Annotated in this window: 20 protein-coding genes; 7 read left to right on the top strand and 13 right to left on the bottom strand. The window is 61.0% G+C overall.

Annotated elements, in window-relative coordinates:
• The first annotated feature begins 3 nt into the window (after positions 1 to 3).
• The 4 genes from GM676_RS16005 to GM676_RS15990 are packed head-to-tail and all read left to right on the top strand — an operon-like array spanning position 4 to position 2,423.
• Positions 4 to 1,473 (top strand): DUF4178 domain-containing protein, encoded by a 1,470-nt coding sequence (locus GM676_RS16005; protein WP_371866261.1) that lies wholly within the window; start codon positions 4 to 6, stop codon positions 1,471 to 1,473.
• Positions 1,470 to 1,649 carry a hypothetical protein gene (locus GM676_RS16000; protein WP_155464698.1) on the top strand — a complete coding sequence of 60 codons (180 nt, stop codon included), beginning with the start codon at positions 1,470 to 1,472 and terminating at the stop codon, positions 1,647 to 1,649. Before GM676_RS16005 ends, GM676_RS16000 begins: the two co-directional genes overlap by 4 nt.
• A complete protein-coding gene (gene speD, locus GM676_RS15995; RefSeq protein WP_371866260.1) occupies positions 1,646 to 2,047 on the top strand; it encodes an adenosylmethionine decarboxylase in 402 nt (133 codons plus the stop codon). Before GM676_RS16000 ends, speD begins: the two co-directional genes overlap by 4 nt.
• Before the next feature lie 10 nt (positions 2,048 to 2,057).
• Positions 2,058 to 2,423 (top strand): VOC family protein, encoded by a 366-nt coding sequence (locus tag GM676_RS15990; RefSeq protein ID WP_155464697.1) that lies wholly within the window; start codon positions 2,058 to 2,060, stop codon positions 2,421 to 2,423.
• On the opposite strand, the gene GM676_RS15985 is transcribed toward GM676_RS15990, so the two are convergent.
• Positions 2,424 to 3,056, bottom strand: coding sequence for a glutathione S-transferase family protein (locus GM676_RS15985; protein ID WP_155464696.1), 633 nt, complete (start codon positions 3,054 to 3,056; stop codon positions 2,424 to 2,426).
• 78 nt (positions 3,057 to 3,134) lie between these two features.
• On the opposite strand from GM676_RS15985, the gene GM676_RS15980 reads away from it, so the two are divergent.
• The 3 genes from GM676_RS15980 (at position 3,135) to GM676_RS31850 (ending at position 5,741) form a co-directional block, all read left to right on the top strand.
• Positions 3,135 to 3,968: an AraC family transcriptional regulator gene (locus GM676_RS15980; RefSeq protein WP_155464695.1), complete on the top strand. Its 834-nt coding sequence runs from the start codon at positions 3,135 to 3,137 to the stop codon at positions 3,966 to 3,968.
• 196 nt (positions 3,969 to 4,164) lie between these two features.
• Entirely contained in the window at positions 4,165 to 5,211 is a 1,047-nt protein-coding gene (gene rsgA / locus GM676_RS15975; RefSeq protein WP_155464694.1) for a ribosome small subunit-dependent GTPase A, read from the top strand.
• A gap of 101 nt (positions 5,212 to 5,312) precedes the next feature.
• On the top strand, positions 5,313 to 5,741 hold the full coding sequence (locus GM676_RS31850) for a DUF433 domain-containing protein (protein ID WP_211923242.1): 429 nt from the start codon (positions 5,313 to 5,315) through the stop codon (positions 5,739 to 5,741).
• Between the two features lie 50 nt (positions 5,742 to 5,791).
• Here GM676_RS31850 and GM676_RS15965 read toward each other — a convergent pair whose 3' ends face one another.
• The 12 genes from GM676_RS15965 to GM676_RS15910 form a co-directional block, all read right to left on the bottom strand.
• Positions 5,792 to 6,220, bottom strand: a complete 429-nt coding sequence (locus tag GM676_RS15965) for a F0F1 ATP synthase subunit epsilon (protein WP_155464693.1) — start codon at positions 6,218 to 6,220, stop codon at positions 5,792 to 5,794.
• A 54-nt stretch (positions 6,221 to 6,274) separates the two neighbouring features.
• Positions 6,275 to 7,675: a F0F1 ATP synthase subunit beta gene (gene atpD, locus GM676_RS15960; RefSeq protein ID WP_155464692.1), complete on the bottom strand. Its 1,401-nt coding sequence runs from the start codon at positions 7,673 to 7,675 to the stop codon at positions 6,275 to 6,277.
• 30 nt (positions 7,676 to 7,705) lie between these two features.
• Positions 7,706 to 8,581 carry a F0F1 ATP synthase subunit gamma gene (gene atpG / locus GM676_RS15955; protein ID WP_155464691.1) on the bottom strand — a complete coding sequence of 292 codons (876 nt, stop codon included), beginning with the start codon at positions 8,579 to 8,581 and terminating at the stop codon, positions 7,706 to 7,708.
• Between the two features lie 59 nt (positions 8,582 to 8,640).
• Positions 8,641 to 10,182, bottom strand: a complete 1,542-nt coding sequence (gene atpA, locus GM676_RS15950) for a F0F1 ATP synthase subunit alpha (RefSeq protein WP_155464690.1) — start codon at positions 10,180 to 10,182, stop codon at positions 8,641 to 8,643.
• Positions 10,183 to 10,250: 68 nt separating this feature from the next.
• A complete protein-coding gene (locus GM676_RS15945) occupies positions 10,251 to 10,796 on the bottom strand; it encodes a F0F1 ATP synthase subunit delta (RefSeq protein WP_155464689.1) in 546 nt (181 codons plus the stop codon).
• 2 nt (positions 10,797 to 10,798) lie between these two features.
• Positions 10,799 to 11,269, bottom strand: coding sequence for a F0F1 ATP synthase subunit B (locus GM676_RS15940; RefSeq protein WP_155464688.1), 471 nt, complete (start codon positions 11,267 to 11,269; stop codon positions 10,799 to 10,801).
• 42 nt (positions 11,270 to 11,311) lie between these two features.
• The gene (atpE, locus tag GM676_RS15935) at positions 11,312 to 11,590 is read right to left on the bottom strand and encodes a F0F1 ATP synthase subunit C (RefSeq protein WP_135200866.1); all 279 of its coding nucleotides are present in this window, start codon (positions 11,588 to 11,590) and stop codon (positions 11,312 to 11,314) included.
• A 62-nt stretch (positions 11,591 to 11,652) separates the two neighbouring features.
• A complete protein-coding gene (atpB, locus tag GM676_RS15930) occupies positions 11,653 to 12,447 on the bottom strand; it encodes a F0F1 ATP synthase subunit A (RefSeq protein ID WP_155464687.1) in 795 nt (264 codons plus the stop codon).
• A 21-nt stretch (positions 12,448 to 12,468) separates the two neighbouring features.
• Positions 12,469 to 12,834, bottom strand: coding sequence for an ATP synthase subunit I (locus tag GM676_RS15925; protein WP_371866259.1), 366 nt, complete (start codon positions 12,832 to 12,834; stop codon positions 12,469 to 12,471).
• Positions 12,835 to 13,030: 196 nt separating this feature from the next.
• Positions 13,031 to 15,133, bottom strand: a complete 2,103-nt coding sequence (locus GM676_RS15920; protein WP_155464686.1) for a DUF4214 domain-containing protein — start codon at positions 15,131 to 15,133, stop codon at positions 13,031 to 13,033.
• 77 nt (positions 15,134 to 15,210) lie between these two features.
• Positions 15,211 to 16,080, bottom strand: coding sequence for a ParB/RepB/Spo0J family partition protein (locus GM676_RS15915; RefSeq protein ID WP_155464685.1), 870 nt, complete (start codon positions 16,078 to 16,080; stop codon positions 15,211 to 15,213).
• A gap of 9 nt (positions 16,081 to 16,089) precedes the next feature.
• Positions 16,090 to 16,860 carry a ParA family protein gene (locus GM676_RS15910; protein WP_155464684.1) on the bottom strand — a complete coding sequence of 257 codons (771 nt, stop codon included), beginning with the start codon at positions 16,858 to 16,860 and terminating at the stop codon, positions 16,090 to 16,092.
• Between the last annotated feature and the right edge of the window lie 24 nt (positions 16,861 to 16,884).

Genomic DNA, 16,884 nt, shown 5'->3' with positions numbered 1-16,884 from the left:
CGCGTGCAAATCGTTTCCTGCCCCAGCTGCGGCGCGGAGGTCAAATTCCGCTCGCATGCCTCGGTCATGGCGGTCTGCGAGTATTGCAGCACGCGTGTGCTCAAGGATGCGGACGCGGTCAAGGATCTGGGCAAGATGTCGTCCGTGCTGGAGGACTATTCGCCGATCCAGATCGGTACCGCCGGCGTGCTGGGTGGGCGGCCGTTCACGGTGGTCGGGCGCATCCAGCTGCGCTACCCGGCCGGCATGTGGAACGAGTGGTATCTGATTTTCGACGACGGCAAAACCTCGTGGCTGGGCGATTCGTCCGGCATGTACACCATCACCGCCGAGTATCAGGGCGAGGCACAGCTGCCGTCATTCGAGAAGCTGAGGCCGGGACAACGTTATGCCATCAACGGCGCGCCTTACCTGGCGGCCGAAGTGCGCGTGGCCGACTGCGTCGGCGGCCAGGGCGAGCTGCCGTTCAAGGTGGGCGACGGCTATCAGGCGCGCGTGGCGGATTTTCGCCGCGGTGCGGAGTTCATCACGCTCGATTATTCGGATTCGCCGCGTCCCATGATTTACACCGGCCTGGCCGTCACGCTGGATAGCCTGCAATGCCAACTGCTGCGCGACGACGACACCATCCAGCGCGCGGCCGGCCGGTATCGCGGCAAGCTGGATGCGCTGGATTGCCCGTCCTGCGGCAGTCCGATCAAATACCTGCCCGGTGTGACGGCCAATCTGGTGTGCCCGGCGTGCGCCACGCAGATCGACGCCGCCAGTCCGGAAGCGCAAGTGGTGGCAGCCGGCGAACGCGTGGCCGCCGTGCCGCTGACGCTTGAATTGGGCGCGTCCGCGAAAATCAACAACCAGGAATTCACCATCATCGGCATGATGCGCCGCGCCGACGACGAGGGCACGCAGTGGAACGAGTACCTGATGTACGGCCCGCGCTCCGGCTTCTCGTGGCTGGTGGAGACCGACGAAGGCTGGTCCGGCGCCAACGTGCTGGCCGAATGGCCGGTCGCCTACGCACCGGGCGAGCCGACGGTGCTTGTGGATAAAGTCCAGTTTTCCCGGCTGTACGACTACGGTTCGGTGGTGACCTACGCGGTGGGCGCCTTCAATTGGCGCGTGGCCGTGGGCGACCGCACGCGGGTGGAGGAATTCCAGGCCGGCCAGTTGCGGCTGGCGTCCGAAACCACGGAGAGCGAGATGACGTGGTCGCGCTCCGCGCCGGTATCGGCCGACCAGCTGGCGCTGTGGTTTGGTGCCGCGTTCAAGGGCCGCGTGAAATCGCCGTCCAAAAACAAGCCGTTCGCCAACAACCGCTATCGCAATACCGCCAAGTACATCATCTGGTTCATGCTGGTGTTGAATGCGGTCCCGCTGCTGGCGAATTTTTCCGAGACCTGGTTGCTGAGCGCGATCGGCGCACTGGCGATCTATCTCCCGGCGATTTACCTCGATAACAACGATCAGGCATGAGCAAATTTTTCATCTACGCGATCATCGTGGTGCTGTTCAGCGCCGGCAGCAGCTGGACGCGCATGAGCGGCGGCGCCAGCACCGGCAGCGGCTATCGCGGCAGCACCTGGAGTTCGCACACCGGCGGCGGTGGCGGCAGCTGGGGCGGCGGTTCGGGCGGCGGAGGCCACAAGTGAGGCGCGACACGCTGCCCGGCGGCGCCACGCCAGCCGCGAGCGCCACGGCCCACGCACCGTCCGGCGCCCACGTGCTGGCTGATCTGAGCGGCATCGCTGCCGAAAAACTGAGCAACTGCGCCGCGCTGGAAACCCTGCTGCGCGACGCCGCCGAACGCGCCGGCGCATGCGTGCTGTTCAGCCACTTCCACGGTTTTGGCGAGGGCCAGGGTGTGACCGGCGTGGTGCTGCTGGCCGAATCCCACATCACCATCCACACCTGGCCGGAATGCGGCTTCGCCGCCGCCGACATCTTCATGTGCGGCAGCGCCCAGCCGGAGTTAGCGCTTGCTCTCATCAAAAAGGCCTTGCAACCGGGGGCCGCTCACATCCACACCTCGCGGCGCGGGCCGCCATAAGGAGACCGTCATGGGTTTGTCCACACTGGGCCAGTTCGCCCTTCCCGTCACCAGCGCCGACCGTGCCGAGCAGTTTTACGGCGAGGCACTGGGCTTGCCCAAGCTGTTCCGCTATGGCGATCTGGTGTTCTTCGATTGCGGCGGCGTGCGGCTGATGCTGGAAGGCGGCAAGGACAAGATCGACGCCGGCACCGGCGTCTGCCACTACTTCAAGGTTGCACAGATTGAAGCGGTGGCGGCCGAACTGCAAGCCAAGGGCGTGGCCTTCGAACGCGAGCCGCACCTGATCGCCAAGATGCCCGACCACGAATTGTGGATGGGCTTCTTCCGCGATCCGGACGGTCACCTGCTGGCGCTGATGGAAGAGAAGCGCTGATCAGGCCGCGGCGGCCTGCTCCGCGGCCAGCGCCCCGTCTTTCTCATGGGCGGCGATGGCGGCCGGGCGGCTGTTCACGCGCTGCACATACGCTTCAATCACAGGCAGCTTGGGCACGATGCCGAACATCAGCATCCAGCGGAAGGCGGTGGCCCACAACACATCCAGCGCGCTGAACTGCTCGCCCAGCAGGTAGGGGCCTTTCGACAGCTGCTCGACCAGGGTGTTGAACATGGTGTCGTAGTCGCCGTAATGACAGGCTTGCTTGTCGGCTGGCTTGTTCTTCATCCACTGGTCGACGATGGCGGGCTCGAAGCAGCTGCCGTAGAAAGCCATCCAGCGCAGGTATGGCCCGCGCAACGGATCGCCCAGCGGCGGCGCCAGTTTCGCTTGCGGGAACAGGTCGGCCAGGTAGAGGTAGATGGCCACCTGCTCGGTGACGATGGCGTCGCCATGGCGGATGGCCGGCACCTTGCCCATGGGGTTGATGGCCAGATAGGCGGGTTCGCGGTTCTCGCCTTTTTTCATGTTCATCACATGCAGCTCGTAGGGCGCGTGCAGTTCTTCGAGCAGGGTCAGCACGCCGGTCGAGCGCGAGTGCGGGCAGTGATACAAGGTCAGTTGCTGGTTCATGCGTTTCTCCTTGGTGGTGGTGAAAAACTCACGATAAAGCTTGCTAAGATGACGGTCTTGTAAAAACGCGAACGCTAAATGACAACGCTGCACAGTGTACCTCGTCCGACCCGCGGAGTGGTCAATCCGGCCGCCGGTGAACGCATGTTCCGCCTGGAGCGCTATCTGCCGGAAGCCGACCTGTCGCCGTTTGTCGACTTCTTCTGGCTGGTGGCGTGGTCGCTGCCGGATGGCGTGACGCACGTGCAGCGCACCCTGCCCCGCCATGCCATCCACGTGGTGTTCGATGAAGGCCGCACGGCGGTGTTCGGCGTGATGACCGGTTCGTTTGAATACACGCTGCGCGGCAGCGGGCGCGTGCTGGGCGTGAGCTTCCGGCCGGGCGCGTTTCGCGCGGTCCTGCGGCAGCCGATGCAATCGATCACCGACCGCACCTTGCCCTTGTCGGCCGTGTTTGATTGCGACGATGCCGAGACCGAGCGCAGCGTGCTGTCCGCGCCCGATGACGCCGGCATGGTAACCGCCGCGAGCGCCCTGTTGCGTCGCGTCCTGCCCGCGCCTGATCCGCAGGTGGAGCGCATCGCCGGCATCCTGCATGTGATTGAGACCGAGGCCGGCATCACGCAAGTGCGGCAGTTGGCCGATCACACGGACATCGGCGTGCGCAAATTGCAGATGCTGTTCAAAGACTACATCGGCGCCAGTCCGAAATGGATCATCCGCCGCAAACGCCTGCTGGACGCCGCCGACCTGCTGGCCAAAGGCAGCGACATCGACCTGGCAGCGCTGGCCCAACAACTGGGCTACTACGATCAGGCCCACTTCACCACCGACTTCGAAAAGCTGGTCGGCAAGCCCCCGGCCGACTATCGCCGCAGCTGCAAAGCCATTGACGCCGCGCCGATCAAGTGACACACTGCTCGCTCCACTCAACCACAGGAGACCAACAAATGCGCCACGTAGATATTGCCCTCCTGTCGGCTGCCTGATTACGCCAGGACACCTGCCCGCTTGTTGATCCGCGCGTTGTCGCGCAGCTGACTTCCCGTATTCGTCGCCCGTTCGCCTTGCCGCGAAGGGTATCGTTCGTCTTACTGGAATCAACATCATGATCGACATCGATTTCGCATCACTGCGCCGTATCGGCTTAAACAACACCATCGTCAGCCAGCTGCACGACGCGCCTGAAGGCACGCGGCTGGTCCGCATCACAGAAATTCACCGCGAGTGGCTGACCGTGCACGACGGCCAAAATGAGCGGCGCGCACGCGCCCTGGCCGCGCTGCGCGGCGCAGACCTCGCCGTCGGCGACTGGGTCCTCAGCAGCACACCATCACATGACGAGCATTGGCTGTGCGCCCTGCTGCCGCCCGTCACGCACATCGCCCGGCGCGGCAGCGATGGCCGGCACCACAGCCTGGTCAGCAACGTCGACACGGCGCTGCTGGTGATGGGCCTGGACAAGGACTTCAATCCGCGCCGGCTGGAACGCTATCTTGCCATCGTCAAGACCGCCAACGTCGATCCGGTGATCGTGCTGAGCAAGGCCGATATCGCGGAGGATGCGCAACCGCGCATGGAACTGCTGCGCCAGCGCCTGCCTGCCAACATTCCCCTGCTGGCCGTGAATACGCTGAGCGGGGACGCAGCTGTGCAATTGTCGCCATGGCTGGGCGCAGGGCAGACACTGGTATTGCTGGGCTCCTCCGGCGCCGGCAAATCCTCGCTGACCAACACGCTGGCGCAGGCGCATCAGCAAACCGGCGGCGTCCGGCACGGCGATGGCCGAGGCCGGCACACGACCACCGCGCGTTCGCTGCACCAGTGCGCCAGCGGCGCCTGCATCATCGACACACCCGGCCTGCGCAGCTGGCAACCCGATGCCGATGAAGCCAGCATCGCCGCCAGCTTCGAGGACATTGACGCGCTGGCAGCGCAATGCCAGTTCCGCGATTGCCGTCACGCCAGCGAGCCCGGCTGCGCCGTGCGCGATGTGGTGGATGCCGACCGTCTACAGAACTATCACAAGCTGTTACGCGAAGCACGCCGCAGCGAGCAAACGCCGCTTGATCGCATCGCCGAGGTAGCGAAGTGGAAAGTCCTTCAGCGTGCCGCCACTGCCCGATCCAAAGACAAGAAAGTGCCTCGACGATGAATGCGTAAAATCAAAGCTGCTTTATCCACAATGGATAAAGTCAGAGAACTAAACGCCTAATTTCAGGGTCTATTAGCTTTTTCAATGAAGAAGGACTGGACATGACTAAGAAAAAACCGAGTTCTTTCCCGGCCACGCATGAACTGGGGGATTTGCTGCTCCAAGCGGCGGCGGAAATGGAGGCGCACCAAGGCTGGGACCCGCGCGGCGAAAGGCCGACCGAAGTGGCTCGCGCTTTTGTGGATTTGCTGTTTGAAACGCAAGGCAAGCCGATCGAGAGTGGGCTGGTCGAAGCAATGGACAATAAAGCGTACCACAGCGATCCAGAGATCATGGGAGGCGCGCCCGTCTTTCGTGGCGCCAGCGTCCCCGTCTCCTGTCTGTTTGCGTGTCTGGAGACAGGACAATCCATCGATGCGTTTCTGGATCAATATCCCACCGTTCCCAGGGAGGTAGCCATTTCCTTGCTGAATTCCGCGCAGCAGCTGCTGGAAGAAGACGCGTATTTTTCCGCCGAATTGGCGCGATAAAAAAAGGCAGCCGAGGCTGCCTTTTTTGTTGGATGCTGCTGTTGCGTTGCTTAGTGCTTGGCGACCTGACGCAGTTTGGCGATCGCCGCCAGCTGGCCGATGGCCGCTGCCAGTTCGGCTTGCGCTTTCGCGTAGTCGATGCCCGAGCTGTTGTTGGCCAGCGCTTCTTCGGCACGTTTCTTGGCGGCCGTTGCTTTGGCCTCGTCCAGATCCTTGCCGCGAATCGCGGTATCCGCCAGCACCGTCACGGCGTTCGGCTGCACTTCCAGCAGGCCGCCGGCGACGAAGACGAACTCTTCCTCCGACTGGCCCGGAACCTGGATGCGCACCGCGCCCGGACGAATGCGGGTGATCAGCGGCGTGTGCTTCGGGTAGATACCCAGCTCGCCCTGCTCACCCGGCAACGCGACGAATTCGGCTTCGCCAGAGTAGATCAACTCTTCTGCCGAAACCACGTCAACGTGAATAGTGTTTGCCATGTGTGTCCTATCGGGTAGAACGGCCCTGCCTTACAGCAGGGCCGGACTCAACAATTAGTTGAGTTTCTTGGCTTTTTCGATGGCTTCTTCGATCGTGCCAACCATGTAGAACGCTTGCTCTGGCAGGTGATCCAGTTCGCCCGAGGCGATCATCTTGAAGCCCTTGATGGTGTCTTTCAGCGACACGTACTTGCCTGGTGCGCCGGTGAACACTTCAGCCACGTGGAACGGCTGCGACAGGAAACGCTGCATCTTACGCGCGCGGGCCACGGTCAGCTTGTCTTCAGGCGCCAGTTCGTCCATGCCCAGAATTGCGATGATGTCACGCAGTTCTTTGTAGCGCTGCAGGGTGCCCTGAACAGCGCGCGCGGTTTCGTAGTGTTCCTGGCCAACCACCAGCGGGTCCAGCTGACGCGAGGTCGAGTCCAGCGGATCCACCGCAGGGTAGATACCCAGCGAGGCGATGTCACGCGACAGAACCACGGTCGAATCCAAGTGACCGAAGGTGGTCGCTGGCGACGGGTCGGTCAAGTCATCCGCTGGCACGTACACGGCCTGGATCGAGGTGATCGAACCGGTCTTGGTCGAGGTGATACGCTCTTGCAGACGGCCCATCTCTTCGGCCAGGGTCGGCTGGTAACCCACTGCGGAAGGCATACGGCCCAGCAGTGCGGATACTTCGGTACCGGCCAGGGTGAAGCGGTAGATGTTATCCACGAAGAACAGAACGTCCTTGCCTTCGTCACGGAACGCTTCGGCCATGGTCAGACCGGTCAGCGCCACGCGCAGACGGTTGCCTGGTGGTTCATTCATCTGACCGTAGACCATCGCCACTTTCGAGTTGGCTGGGTTTTCCAGGTCAACCACTTTGGCGTCAGCCATTTCGTGGTAGAAGTCGTTACCTTCACGGGTACGCTCACCAACACCGGCAAACACGGACAGACCCGAGTGTGCTTTAGCGATGTTGTTGATCAGTTCCATCATGTTCACGGTCTTGCCGACGCCGGCGCCACCGAACAGACCGACCTTACCGCCTTTGGCGAACGGGCAGACCAGGTCAATCACTTTAATGCCGGTTTCCAGCAGGTCCTGCGATGGCGACAGTTCGTCGTATGCAGGAGGCGCGCGGTGGATCGATGCCAGTTGGTCGTGCGCGACCGGACCGCATTCGTCGATCGGGTTGCCCAGCACGTCCATGATGCGGCCCAGGGTCGCAGGACCCACCGGCACCATGATCGGCTTGCCGGTGTTCTGGATTTGCATGCCGCGACGCAGACCGTCCGACGAACCCAGAGCAATGGTACGGACGATGCCGTCACCCAGTTGTTGTTGCACTTCCAGCGTCAGCTCGGAGCCTTCCATCTTCAAGGCATCAAATACCTTAGGCATTGCGTTGCGTGGAAACTCAACGTCAACCACCGCGCCGATACACTGAACGATTTTGCCATCAGCCATGTTCGTTCCTTCAAATATAGTTAAATTCGTTTAAACCGCTGCCGCACCGGCGACGATTTCGGAGAGTTCTTTGGTAATCGCAGCTTGGCGGGTTTTGTTGTAGATCAGCTTCAGTTCGCCGATCACACTACCTGCGTTGTCGCTTGCCGCCTTCATCGCCACCATACGCGCCGATTGCTCGGACGCCAGGTTTTCCGCTACCGACTGGTACACCAGCGCTTCTACATAGCGCTCCAGCAGTTCATCGATCACGGTCGCCGCGTCTGGCTCGTAGATGTAATCCCAGTTGTGATTACCTTCATCGGCCTGCTTCTTCGCAGGTGGCAATGGCAGCAGTTGTTCCACCACTGGCTCCTGCTTCATCGTGTTAATGAACTTGGTGTAGCACAGGTAAACCGCGTCCACTTCGCCATTCTGGAATTTTTCCAGCATGACTTTGACCGGACCGATCAGTTTTTCCAGGTGCGGGGTGTCGCCGATCTGGGTCACTTGTGCAACCACCGGCACACCGGTGCGGTTCAGGAAGCCCAAACCCTTATTACCCACCGCAACGGCAGCAATCTTGTTGCCGGCGTTTTCCAGCTCACGCGCTTTGTTCGTCACCAGACGCAGCACGTTGGTATTCATGCCGCCGCACAGACCTTTGTCCGTGGTGACGACGATGAAGCCCACCGCCTTGGCCGCATCCTTGGCTTCATCGGCCAGGAACGGGTGCGTGTATTCTGGGTTCGCGTTAGCCAGATTAGCAGCGATGTTGCGAATCTTCTCACTGTAGGGACGGGCGGCGCGCATGCGATCCTGCGCTTTGCGCATTTTCGATGCGGCGACCATTTCCATCGCCTTGGTGATCTTCTTCGTATTTTCTACGCTTTTGATCTTGCCACGTATCTCTTTGCCTACTGCCATGAGTCCTTACTCCTTCTGCGCTGATGGCGCTCCAGGTTTAAGCTGGAGCGCCAAGCATCTTAAAATGCGCCGGATTTCTTGAAGTCGGCGATGGCAGCGGACAGGGCGGCTTCGCCGTCTTTGTCCAGTTGCTTCGACGATTCAATCTTCGACAGCAGGTCAGCTTGTTTGGTCTTCAGGTACGCATGCAGGCCGGCTTCGAACGACAGTACTTTCTTGACTTCGACGTCGTCCAGGTAGCCCTTGTTCACTGCGAACAGCGAAGCGGCCATCAGGGAGATCGACAGAGGCGAGTATTGTTTCTGCTTCAGCAGTTCGGTCACGCGGGCGCCGCGGTCCAGCTGCTTGCGGGTCGACTCGTCCAGGTCCGAAGCGAACTGCGCGAACGCAGCCAGTTCACGGTACTGTGCCAGGTCGGTACGGATACCGCCGGACAGGTTTTTGATGACCTTGGTCTGAGCGGCACCACCCACGCGCGACACCGAGATACCGGCGTTAATCGCCGGACGGATACCCGAGTTGAACAGCGAGGTTTCCAGGAAGATCTGGCCGTCGGTAATCGAAATCACGTTGGTTGGCACGAACGCCGAAACGTCGCCAGCCTGGGTTTCAATGATCGGCAGCGCGGTCAGCGAACCGGTCTTGCCTTTGACTTCACCGTTGGTGAAGGCTTCGACGTAGTCGGCGTTCACGCGGGCTGCGCGTTCCAGCAGACGGCTGTGCAGGTAGAACACGTCGCCTGGGTAGGCTTCGCGGCCTGGTGGACGGCGCAGCAGCAGCGAGATCTGACGGTAGGCAACAGCTTGCTTCGACAGGTCATCGTAGACGATCAGGGCGTCTTCACCGCGGTCGCGGAAGTATTCGCCCATGGTGCAGCCCGAGTAGGCCGAGATGTACTGCATGGCGGCCGATTCCGACGCCGAGGCGGCCACCACAATGGTGTACTCCAGCGCGCCGTGCTCTTCCAGCGAGCGCACGATGTTCTTGATGGTCGAGGCTTTCTGGCCGATTGCAACGTAGATGCAAGTCATGCCCTGGCCTTTTTGGTTGATGATCGCATCAACCGCGACTGCCGACTTACCGGTCTGGCGGTCGCCAATGATCAGCTCACGCTGGCCACGGCCAATTGGTACCATCGCGTCGATCGACTTCAGGCCGGTCTGCATCGGCTGCGACACGGACTCGCGGGCAATCACGCCCGGCGCGATCTTTTCGATTGGCGAGGTCAGCTTGGTCTCGATGGCGCCTTTGCCGTCGATCGGCTGGCCCAGGGCGTTGACCACGCGGCCACGCAGTTCAGGACCGACTGGCACTTCCAGAATACGGCCGGTGGTTTTGACGGTGTCGCCTTCCGAGATGTGCTCGTAAGCACCCAGAATCACGGCGCCGACCGAGTCGCGCTCCAGGTTCATTGCCAGGCCAAAGGTGTTGCCTGGGAATTCCAGCATCTCGCCCTGCATGACTTCCGACAGGCCGTGAATGCGGACGATACCGTCGGCCACGGAAATCACCGTGCCTTGGTTACGTACTTCAGCGCCACCATCAAGGCCTTCGATACGGCTCTTGATCAGCTCGCTGATTTCAGATGGGTTGAGTTGCATACTAACTCCTAAAAGTGTTTCTCTCAGCTTGCGCGAGATGAAGAATCTGTTCTAAGCGGTCAGCTCTCTTAAGCGACCAGTGCAACACGCATTTGCTGCAACTTGGCGCGGACCGAAGTGTCCAGCACTTCATCGCCAACGACCACGCGCACGCCACCGATCAGCGCTGGATCCACGGTCACGACCGGGTTCAGCTTGCGGCTGAATTTCTTTTCCAGCGTAGCGACCAGCTCGCTTACTTGAGCGGCGCTCAGCTCGAAGGCACTGGTGATGGCAGCGTCCGCTGCGCCTTCCACGGCGTTCTTCAACGCGTGGAACTGCGCGCCGATTTCCGGCAGCAGACTGATACGGCCATTTTCGACCAGCATGGACAGGAAGTTTTTCGCTTCCGTGTTCAGCGGCGATTTCACCAGGGCCGTGATGGCGGCGACGATATCGCTGGCCGACGCTTTCGGGTTGCGGGCGAATGCTTGCACCTCGGGGTGGGCACCGATCTGGGCCAGTTCGGCCACCAGTTCGGACCACGCCGCGAGGGTGAACGATTCCTTACCTGCTTGGGCTACGCGGAACAGAGCTTCCGCGTAGGGACGGGCGACGGTTGCGTTTTCTGCCATGATTACAGCTCGACAGACAGGCGCGACAACAGTTCGGCGTGGGCCGAGGCGTTGACTTCGCGCTTGAGGATTTGCTCGGCGCCCTTCACAGCCAGGTCAGCCACCTGAGCGCGCAGCGCTTCACGCGCGGTGGCCAGTTGCTGCTCGGCTTCGGCCTTGGCTTGCGCAATGATGCGGTTCGCTTCGGCTTGTGCATTCGCTTTGATTTCTTCCGCCACCAGTTGCGCGCGCTTTTCAGCGTCGGCAACACGTTGCGAAGCTTCTTCGCGCGCACCGGCCAGTGCTTCGCTGGCGCGCTTTTCAGCCACGACCATTGCTTGCTGGCCTTGGTCGGCCGCGGCCAGACCGTCAGCGATACGCTTGGCACGCTCATCCAACGCTGCGTTCAGCGAAGGAAATACGAACTTCATCGACACCCAGACCAACACCGCGAAGGTGATCATCTGGCCGATGAGAGACATATTGATGTCCATACCTTTGCTCCTAACTAAAAGTTTCTCCTAGGGTGGAGCGAATTACTGAGCAGCGGACAGAACAGCAGCCAGGAATGGGTTGCTGAAGGTGTACAGCAGGGCAACACCAACGCCGATCATCGAGATCGCGTCCAGCAGACCAGCGATAACGAACAGCTTGGTTTGCAGTTGTGGCATCAGTTCTGGTTGACGGGCCGAGGCTTCCAGGAATTTACCGCCCAGAATGGCGAAACCCAGAGCGGTGCCGATAGCGGCCAGGCCGATGATGATAGCGGCTGCCAGAACGGTCATGCTTTGTACTTGTGCGATCAGAGCTTGCATTGAAATTTCTCCTAAGATTTAAAAAAGACTACAGATACTAAAAAGTGAAAAACGATTATTGCTTAGTGCTTCTCAACCGCGATGGCCAGATACACAACCGTCAGCGCCATGAAGACAAACGCTTGCAGAGTCACCACCAGGATGTGGAAGATAACCCATGGACCACCGAGCAGCCACTGCGCCCACCATGGCAGCAGTGCGATCAGGATGAACAGCAGTTCGCCGGCGTACATATTGCCGAACAAACGCAGCGACAGCGACAGTGGCTTGGCCAGCAACTCGATCATCTGGAAGACGAAGTTGATCGGCGCCAGCACGATGGCCATGAAGCCATGCGCGTGGAACGGCGCGGTCAGCAGCTCTTTACCCCAGCCGCCGAGACCTTTGGCTTTGATCGAGAAACCAATAATGCACAGCATGACGCCGAAGGACATGCCGAAAGTGTGGTTGACGTCGGCGGTCGGCACGACACGCAGCTTGTGGACGCCAACGAAGGACAGGAGTTTGGGCAGCAGGTCGACCGGCAGGAAGTCCATGGCGTTCATCAGCCAGACCCAGCAGAAGATGGTGATCGCCAGCGGGGCGATGACCTTGCTCTTGGCGTGGAACGCCGAATTGACCACGTCGTTGACCAGTTCCATCACGGCTTCGACGAAGTTTTGCAGCTTGCCCGGCACGCCGGCGGTGGCGCGGCGCGAGGCCAGCCAGAACACGCCGAGGAAAATCGCGCCCAGAATGGCCGAAACCCAGAACGTGTCCAGGTTGTACATGCCGTCGGCCGATTTCAGGTGGCTTAAGTGGTGTTGGATATATTCGATATTGGTGGGCGCTTCGTGCCCGACGTGTTCAGTGGTCATAAAAATATAAGATTTTGGTGATTAAATTGCGAGCAATGCCAGCCAATAAGCGAAAGTTGACACCGCGAAACCCAAGATCAGCCATAACCATGAGGCCGACTGAAACAACAGCAGCGCCAACACGAACAGCACTACCGTGATAAAAATCTTTGTCACTTCGGCGCGCACATGCGCGCGAAAAGCTTTTTTGGCGTCATTTGTTCCGCCCGCAACAATCATCGCGTACATCAGACTCCCGATGACTGCGATTGCTCCGCCATAGGCGGCCGACCAAGCTTTGATTACTCCGCCCATATTCCAGGCGAGCAAGGCGAACCCAGTTGCGACGGCAAACTGGAGGGCGACGACTCGGAACACCGGCTTGGAGATGCTCGTGGAACTACTCACTGCCGAGCCTCCCTTAAAAGCCGATTAAACCCCAAAGACGCGTGATTATATGTGTCTTTCCTGTATCACGTCAAACATGCTGCACCGCAGCATCGCATTTGGTGCACGAAAGCGACGCTTTTAGAAACATTTCCGTGCGCTTTGCACCACTTTGGAACCAGTTGGCCATTTTGCCATGAAGGCACTTACCAGCCGCTTACAACGCGCACAGCGTGGTGATGGCTGCCGCGATCTTAGGTTGATACACAGCAACATCAGTCTGGGCGGTGACGGGGTCCAGCAATGCCCTTCCGGCCGCCACCGCGTTGGCGCCCGCATAACAATCCCGTCGTTGCTGCGTGTTCAAGCTGGCCGAGAAGATCGCCGCCACAGCCGCTTTCTTGCTGCTGGTGGCCGCGTCGGTCTCGGCCTGCGAGGCAAGGATGGACAATACCGCACGGCTCTTTTCCAGGCCAAAGTAGTTCATGTTGTCGACCCAGAACTTCAAGCCATCGGCGTCGGGCTGGCGGTTAAACAGCTGTAGATAAATCTGCCGCACATAGGCGTCCGCGTGGTCGGGCGTGTAACGTTGTCGGAAAGACGCGCTGGCAAACAGGCTGTCCACCATCTGGCGCAGCTCCGGCTCGGTGAGATAAGCCTGGTCGATGGCTGGCAGGGTGGGCTCCAGGGTCCGGCCACGGGCACGCATATCGGCGGCAAGTTCGGCCAAACGCGTGGCAAAGTTATCCAGGCCGCCGCGGTCGGCCGGGTAGCCGAGGTAAGCCACGTACAGCTGCTGCACCACCGGATACCAGCGGCGGCGCTGTAACAGCTGCCCGGCGGGCTTGAGCTCCCCTTGGGGCGTGATGACGGAATAGGCTTGCTGATTCGGGCTGGGGGAGAGCGACCACAGCATGTAACCGCGATCGGCCACCGTCAAGCCATCGAGAAAGCGCTCGTAGTAAGCCTCGTTGAACTGCGGGTCCGGGTCCTGGCTGCCGAACTCGCCAACCACCAGCGGCATGGTGTTGCCGTATTCGCGGGTCATCTGGCGCAGCGCGGCGGCTTCGATAAAGTTGATCTGGTCGAGACTGGCGCTGTCGCGGCTGTTCGCGGCCACATACAGGTGCGGGCTGGCGAACGAGGAAATATCCTTCCAGTATTTGAGTAGCGGAATCTGAGCTTCGCCCACCGTGGTGGGATGCAGCGCGTCATGACTACGCACCAGGTTGTACATGGAGCCGACGGCGCGCACCACGGAAGCGTAGTCATCGGTCGAGCGCACGCAGCCAAAGGCGACGGCGTTCCACATCGGCTCGTTCATGACGTCCCAGGCCAGCAGGGCGCGGTGGGTCTTGAAGGTCTTGATCAGGGCCTCTGCGCTGTCGCGCACGTCGAGGAAGCTTTTCTTCCAATAACAGTTGGCGTCGTGCTTGGTGTAGCCGTCCAGCACCAGGATGACCTTCAGGCCGGCGTCGCCAGCCTTGTCCATGAAGCTTTGTACCTTGCCGATCACGCCCTGGACCAGTACCGCGCGATTGGTTTCGGCGCCCCACTCTTTCTTGTCGGGGTCGGCGCAGACATAGCGATAGCGCGGATTATCCGCCAGCCAGTCCGATGGTGCGCCTGGCGTCCTGGGCGGCAGGATCACCGCCATACGCAGCACATTGAGTCCCATTGCCACGGCGTTGTCGATGATGAGGTCGGCGTCACCGCCCTCCGGCAGCCACGCGGTGTGATCGCACAGGCGGTTGTCGCCGTAAGTCTGCATCAGCACGTTCGCGCCGCGGAAGTTGGCGGCGGTGAACGCGCCCGGATCGACCGCCACTGGCGGCGCGACCGGCGGCGCCGGCGAGCGCACTACCGGCGCGTCAAATACTTCCACCAGCGTCGGGACACCACGATCCAGCCACGCCACACGCTCCTGCACCAGCCCCCACTGGAAATGACAATCACTCACCTGATCATTTGCCGTGGCCCGGCAATAGCGCGCGTCGCTGACGGCGACGTCAAACGTGAAGGTGTACAGCGCATTCGGCGCCACTTCCACCCCGGGAGGCAGGTCAATCCGCTCACTACTCCAGCGGCGGGTGTCGTTGGGGTGCTGGGCGCCGAGACGGTACTGGCCGCTGCTCCATTTGGTGGTGCCGGTATTCTTATAGGTGACGGAAACCGAATAGGTCTTCCCGAGCTGCATGGTATGCGGCACGCTCTGGGAAATAAAGGTGGCGCCGGCCGCTGCCATGGCTGCGCCGGGCAGCAGGAGCGCGACTACGGCCGCGCCCGCGCGCAACGCTTTCAACAACATACTTTTTGACATTCATTTTTTCCATTTGGAATGTTATCAAATAAGTATATCGTAGTTTATAAATATTTACTAAAAGTCATGCAACCGCTTTAAGCCCGCAGGCGGGCCAGCACGCCGTCCAGGATGTCGAGGTCGGCGAAGTCGATGATCATCTGGCCGCGCCCTTTCGGTCCCATCTTGAACACCACCGGCGTGGCCAGGGTGTCGGACAGTTCCTCTTCCAGGCGGACGATGTCGCCCGATTTTTCCTTGACGCGCGCTTCCTTCGGCGAGGCCTTCAGTTCTTCCACGGTCCTGGCCACCAGCTTCTCGGTCTCGCGCACCGACAGGCGCCTGGCCACCACCATGTTGGCGAGGTTGATCTGGGTCGCCGCATCCACCGCCAGCAAGGCGCGCGCGTGGCCCATGTCGATATCGCCGGCCATCAGCATGGTTTGCACCGGCGCCGCCAGGTTCATCAGGCGCAGCAGGTTGGACACGGCGCTGCGCGAACGGCCGACCGCGTTGGCGGCCTGCTCATGCGTGAAGCTGAAGTCGGTGATCAGGCGATGGATGCCCTGCGCTTCTTCCAGCGGATTGAGATCCTCGCGCTGCATGTTCTCGATCAGCGCCATGGCGGCGGCGGCCTGGTCGTCGACATCGCGCACCAAAACGGGGAGCACCTCCAGGCCGGCCAATTGCGCAGCGCGGAAACGGCGCTCGCCGGCGATGATCTCGTATTTGTCCTTGCCGATCGGGCGCACCAGGATAGGCTGCATGATGCCCTGGGTCTTGATCGATGCGGCCAGCTCCTGCAAGCCGCCCTCGTCCATGCGCGTGCGCGGCTGGTATTTGCCGGCCTGCATTTGCGTGACGTTCAGCTCGGACGGCGTGTTGGCGTCCGCAGTGGTGATGTCGCCGTCGCCGCCAAGCAGCGCTTCCAGGCCGCGACCCAGGCCTTTGAGTTTTTTGGTTGCCATGTGATTGCCTTACATTTTCTTGATACGCTTGACCATCTCGGCGCCGAAGGCGATGTACGCCTGCGCGCCCTTGGAGGTCGGATCGAAGGTCACGCCGGGCACGCCGTACGACGGCGCTTCCGCCAGGCGCACATTGCGCGGGATGATGGTCTTGAAGACCTTGTCGCCGAAGTGCTGCTCCAGCTGGGCCGACACCTGCTGCGACAGCGTCATGCGCGGATCGAACATCACGCGCAGCAGGCCGATGATCTTCAGGTCCGGGTTGAGGTTGGCGTGCACCTTCTTGATGGTGTTGACCAGATCGGACAAGCCTTCCAGCGCGTAGTACTCGCACTGCATCGGGATGATGACGCCATGCGCGGCGCACAGGCCGTTCAGCGTCAGCATCGACAGCGCCGGCGGGCAGTCGATCAGAATGAAGTCGTACTCTTTATCCACAACGGCCAGCGCATCCTTCAGGCGGCGCTCGCGATTGTCCAGTTCCACCATCTCCACTTCCGCGCCGGCCAGCTCGCGGTTGGATGGCAGCACGTCGAAGTGGCCCGGCTCGGAGCGCTGACGCGCGGCGGCCACGTCGGCCGTGCCCAGCATCACCTCGTAGGTCGATGCTTTCAGTCCTGCCTTGTTGATGCCCGCACCCATGGTGGCGTTGCCCTGCGGGTCCAGGTCGACCAGCAGCACGCGCTGGTCCAGTTTTGCCAGACCGGCGGCGAGGTTAACGGTGGTGGTGGTCTTGCCTACGCCGCCCTTTTGATTTGCTACGCAAAAAATTTTTGCCATGTAATTCTTATCTTGGTTGATGCT

It is taken from the genome of Duganella radicis (genome assembly GCF_009720825.1).
Taxonomy (GTDB): domain Bacteria; phylum Pseudomonadota; class Gammaproteobacteria; order Burkholderiales; family Burkholderiaceae_D; genus Rugamonas; species Rugamonas radicis.
The sequence above is the reverse complement of the archived record's forward strand: the minus strand, read 5'-3'. Positions and strand labels throughout refer to the sequence as shown.

What these genes read in the sequence shown, in the direction of transcription:
- GM676_RS16000 (WP_155464698.1), top strand. Translation starts at nt 1,470, where the DNA reads ATGAGCAAATTTTTCATCTACGCGATCATCGTGGTGCTGTTCAGCGCC.
- GM676_RS15990 (WP_155464697.1), top strand. Translation starts at nt 2,058, where the DNA reads ATGGGTTTGTCCACACTGGGCCAGTTCGCCCTTCCCGTCACCAGCGCC.
- GM676_RS15985 (WP_155464696.1), bottom strand. Translation starts at nt 3,056, where the DNA reads ATGAACCAGCAACTGACCTTGTATCACTGCCCGCACTCGCGCTCGACC.
- GM676_RS15980 (WP_155464695.1), top strand. Translation starts at nt 3,135, where the DNA reads ATGACAACGCTGCACAGTGTACCTCGTCCGACCCGCGGAGTGGTCAAT.
- rsgA (WP_155464694.1), top strand. Translation starts at nt 4,165, where the DNA reads ATGATCGACATCGATTTCGCATCACTGCGCCGTATCGGCTTAAACAAC.
- GM676_RS31850 (WP_211923242.1), top strand. Translation starts at nt 5,313, where the DNA reads ATGACTAAGAAAAAACCGAGTTCTTTCCCGGCCACGCATGAACTGGGG.
- GM676_RS15965 (WP_155464693.1), bottom strand. Translation starts at nt 6,220, where the DNA reads ATGGCAAACACTATTCACGTTGACGTGGTTTCGGCAGAAGAGTTGATC.
- atpD (WP_155464692.1), bottom strand. Translation starts at nt 7,675, where the DNA reads ATGGCTGATGGCAAAATCGTTCAGTGTATCGGCGCGGTGGTTGACGTT.
- atpG (WP_155464691.1), bottom strand. Translation starts at nt 8,581, where the DNA reads ATGGCAGTAGGCAAAGAGATACGTGGCAAGATCAAAAGCGTAGAAAAT.
- atpA (WP_155464690.1), bottom strand. Translation starts at nt 10,182, where the DNA reads ATGCAACTCAACCCATCTGAAATCAGCGAGCTGATCAAGAGCCGTATC.
- GM676_RS15945 (WP_155464689.1), bottom strand. Translation starts at nt 10,796, where the DNA reads ATGGCAGAAAACGCAACCGTCGCCCGTCCCTACGCGGAAGCTCTGTTC.
- GM676_RS15940 (WP_155464688.1), bottom strand. Translation starts at nt 11,269, where the DNA reads ATGGACATCAATATGTCTCTCATCGGCCAGATGATCACCTTCGCGGTG.
- atpE (WP_135200866.1), bottom strand. Translation starts at nt 11,590, where the DNA reads ATGCAAGCTCTGATCGCACAAGTACAAAGCATGACCGTTCTGGCAGCC.
- atpB (WP_155464687.1), bottom strand. Translation starts at nt 12,447, where the DNA reads ATGACCACTGAACACGTCGGGCACGAAGCGCCCACCAATATCGAATAT.
- GM676_RS15920 (WP_155464686.1), bottom strand. Translation starts at nt 15,133, where the DNA reads ATGTCAAAAAGTATGTTGTTGAAAGCGTTGCGCGCGGGCGCGGCCGTA.
- GM676_RS15915 (WP_155464685.1), bottom strand. Translation starts at nt 16,080, where the DNA reads ATGGCAACCAAAAAACTCAAAGGCCTGGGTCGCGGCCTGGAAGCGCTG.
- GM676_RS15910 (WP_155464684.1), bottom strand. Translation starts at nt 16,860, where the DNA reads ATGGCAAAAATTTTTTGCGTAGCAAATCAAAAGGGCGGCGTAGGCAAG.